The sequence below is a fragment of the Nostoc sp. UIC 10630 genome, from assembly GCF_010747425.1.
In the GTDB taxonomy this organism is placed as follows: Bacteria; Cyanobacteriota; Cyanobacteriia; order Cyanobacteriales; family Nostocaceae; genus Nostoc.
In genome coordinates this window covers 1-3,231 of the sequence record NZ_JAAGOG010000052.1, presented here as the reverse complement: position 1 = coordinate 3,231, position 3,231 = coordinate 1, and the positions used below count along the sequence as shown (strand labels likewise).

3 protein-coding genes are annotated in these 3,231 nt (G+C 37.5%); 2 read left to right on the top strand and 1 reads right to left on the bottom strand.

Features of this window, described 5'->3' with window-relative positions:
* Positions 1-315: 315 nt before the first annotated feature.
* Positions 316-1,125 (bottom strand): peptidylprolyl isomerase, encoded by an 810-nt coding sequence (locus G1O98_RS14765; protein WP_163929491.1) that lies wholly within the window; start codon positions 1,123-1,125, stop codon positions 316-318.
* A gap of 1,067 nt (positions 1,126-2,192) precedes the next feature.
* Here G1O98_RS14765 and G1O98_RS14760 point away from each other — a divergent pair.
* Both G1O98_RS14760 and G1O98_RS14755 read left to right on the top strand, forming a co-directional pair.
* The gene (locus G1O98_RS14760; protein WP_345940556.1) at positions 2,193-2,777 is read left to right on the top strand and encodes a TnsA endonuclease N-terminal domain-containing protein; all 585 of its coding nucleotides are present in this window, start codon (positions 2,193-2,195) and stop codon (positions 2,775-2,777) included.
* Positions 2,774-3,043 (top strand): hypothetical protein, encoded by a 270-nt coding sequence (locus G1O98_RS14755; RefSeq protein ID WP_163929489.1) that lies wholly within the window; start codon positions 2,774-2,776, stop codon positions 3,041-3,043. Before G1O98_RS14760 ends, G1O98_RS14755 begins: the two co-directional genes overlap by 4 nt.
* The last annotated feature ends 188 nt before the right edge of the window (positions 3,044-3,231 follow it).

Genomic DNA, 3,231 nt, shown 5'->3' with positions numbered 1-3,231 from the left:
TGTTTTTGTTCTCCTTGAAGATTAAATTCCCCAATTTCCTATCTTTTCTTTAATTAAAGATGGAGGAGTGAGGAGAGTTTGGCTGTTTAAATTTTTTGAAACTATTTGTGTGTAAGTATTTCGCCCTAATTAAGTAATTGGACGAAATTAAATTCATTTCGTAGAGATAGGGAACAGGGAACAGAAAACAGGGAACAGAAAAACGATATATATAACTAACAGAAAACAGGGAACAGAAAAACGATATATATAACTAACAGAAAACAGGGAACAGAAAAACGATATGTGTAATTAATTCTGTCTAAGTACTTATTTTTAAATGGTTGAGACGGGTTCTAATACTCCGTCTTTGTCATCTTTTGGAATGTCGGCGGGTTCTACTTTGAGTTGTTGTAGTCTCCTTTCCAGCCATCGCTCAAACAACTCCTCCCGTAGCTCTTTGGCAATATCCTCGTCTAAAACAGCAGGCAAAATTTGTTCTATTTGAAAGATACACCAGCGTTTGCCCATAACAATCGGACCAACTACCTCTTTTGGGGTTGCTGTTTCCAGGGCAGTCTTGATTTCTTGCCGAATTTTTTCCCGCCGTAGTACATCTCGCTTCACCAGCACTTTCTGCTCGGAATTTAAGGGATATTCTCGTGCGATTTGCTCAAAAGTTTTTCCTGACTTGATTTGCTCTTTCAGATCGTGAGCTAAGTGTTCTTCCTTGATGACAATGTAGTACAAATCGCTTTGCTCCAGATCTTGCCGGCGTTCGTTAAAATAAGTCTGTTTCTCTGACTCAAATAGTCGATCTTTTAACTTTTCCAGTTTCAAGCTGATGGTTAGTTGATTTTCAAAGGTGGGGTAATCAATCCCCTGACTCTTCAACCACTGTCCAAAACTTTCAGGTTCGGTTAATCCGCTTCTCAGTCGGAAATCGATCGCTGCTTGTGCCAAGTCAGAAACAGTGACTCTCAACTCTTCTCGTGCCTGAATTTCTTGATATATCACTCGGTAGCGCAAACATTCCTGAACAAAAGGTTGTAGGCGGCCAAATAATTGTAAATATCCGAAGACTTGCCCCAAGGACATAGGTTGGCTGTCTACAGTCAAAAAGCAGATAGCATCGAAGTTTGTCATTCAGTCTCACGCAATTTACTCAAAGTATGTCCATAGGTTATTGCATATTGTTGGGTTTTAATATCTGCAAAATTCTATATTAGATTTAGAATATCATGGTCATCAGTAAAAATAAATATTGTACTTAATATTACTTAGGACTGAAGATTAAAAAATACTTATAGCTTGATCAAGCTAGTACTTGCATATTGGCAGAAAACCCTAAATAAAAGGTAGATTTTTCAAGCATATTTGGGCGATCGCCAGCAATTGAAATCCAAAAACTAACATAGCTAAGTTAGAGCGCTCATTTTACCGTCGCCGAATCCAGAATGAGAACAATGGGACAGAAATTGATGCGATCGCAGTTGAACCACCAGCAACATATTTTGCAGTTCTGTATTTGTATAAAAGCTTATGCACTCTCAAATGCTTAAAATAACAAGCCTAACCTTTCAAAACCCCAAAACTTTCAACTGTCGTAAGTCCATTTGAAAGCATAACCTTGCCGCAGGACAAGCGCAAAGCTTGATTTAACGTTCCGCGATAACTTCGTTAAGCTTCGCTAACGCAGTCAAAGCATTTGGTTTTGAAACCATAAAGTTGCCGAAAGTCTAAAAATCAAGCATAAACATGCCGAAAGTTTGGAGCTTATGCACTCTCAAATACCTGAACTAGCAAGATTGTCTTTTAAAAACCCCAAAAATTCAAGCTGTCGTAAGTCCATTTGAAACCATAAACGTGCCACCCCGGCAAACTTATGCTTACATTTGTCGGTTCGCAGACTAATTTGTGGGTTCGCAGATAAGATGAAATGTGAACAACGAAGTTATAGGGGTTCCAGGCACCGAGATTCGCGCATAAAGTGAAATCGATTGTGGGGTAAGCGTTTGAGGCAGCTAGCGAATTCGCACATAAAGTGAAATGGTGTAACTAATCACAGAAATTAACTGGACTTTATGTGAAATTAGGAACATTCAACATCAGGAATACTGAAAATCCCCTAGGAACGCAACTTGACTAGCTTGGCAAGAAAAATTACCAATACAGGCACGAAGAAAAACATAGGTAGATTCTTCAGCTTCAAGATGCGCTCTTTGGTTTGGTACGAATCTCTGAATGAAAGAAATTATATGTATCTTCTGGAAATTGACCCAGATGTCGTCTCCTACAAAACTCAACCCTTCAAAATTTCTTACATTTTAGATGACAAAGTACGGCGGTACACCCCGGATTTTTTAGTGCAAAGGCAGTTAAAACAACAAATTGTAGAAATTAAGCCAGCAACTTGGCTTGATGATGAAAAAAATGTCAAAAAATTTCCAGTAATAGCTTCTACTTTGAAGTCTCGTGGGTGGGAATTTGCCATGATCACTGATGAAATGATGAGCAGAGGCTCTCTGTTAAATAACGTTAAACTTCTCTATCGATATGCCAATATCCTTTTAACACTTCAACACCTGATTATTTGTCATCAATATTTTTATTCAAAATCAGCAATTACTCTAGCGACAGCTATAAAGGATCTACAGCCTCAAGGGATTGATAAACCCATTTTATTGAAATTAATTTTTTGGGGATTTTTAAAAACTGATTTATTGGTTCAACTAAAGGATAATAGTCCTATTTATTTATCCTCACAAGCCTATCTCGCGGGGAGGCAAGGAAAATGACTAGAGTCAGATTCCAAAAAGGAATTCACTTGTGGCTGCATAATCGTGAGTACATTATCCAAGAGAAAGCAGGCAACCAATTTAAGTTACTTGAAAAATCCACTAGTCAAATTAATTCGCTAAGTGAAAAAGAATTAGTCCAATACTTCTTCACTGGTCAGTTAACTTTTCAAAATTCGGACGAAACTGAAACTGTTAATTCCTGGCAAGCAGTAGATTTTTCGGAAATTCCTGAACATCTGAAAGCGGAAGCTCAACGCAAATAAAAATATGTTTTAACAATTTTAGAACAAAAAATATCAACATATACTTCTGCTTCCCTGACACCAGTTATCCAGCAAGTTGCCGAAAAAATTGAAGATAAACATCCCCCTTCATATAGGATTAGTATTTGATTTTTGAAAAAGCTCCGTACATCTGAAGAGACGGAAAATCAAAAGTAGTATTTTGAATG

Bases quoted from the DNA above. Each gene is read 5' to 3' on its own strand.
- G1O98_RS14765 (WP_163929491.1), bottom strand. From the start codon at position 1,125: ATGACAAACTTCGATGCTATCTGCTTTTTGACTGTAGACAGCCAACCT.
- G1O98_RS14760 (WP_345940556.1), top strand. From the start codon at position 2,193: ATGCGCTCTTTGGTTTGGTACGAATCTCTGAATGAAAGAAATTATATG.
- G1O98_RS14755 (WP_163929489.1), top strand. From the start codon at position 2,774: ATGACTAGAGTCAGATTCCAAAAAGGAATTCACTTGTGGCTGCATAAT.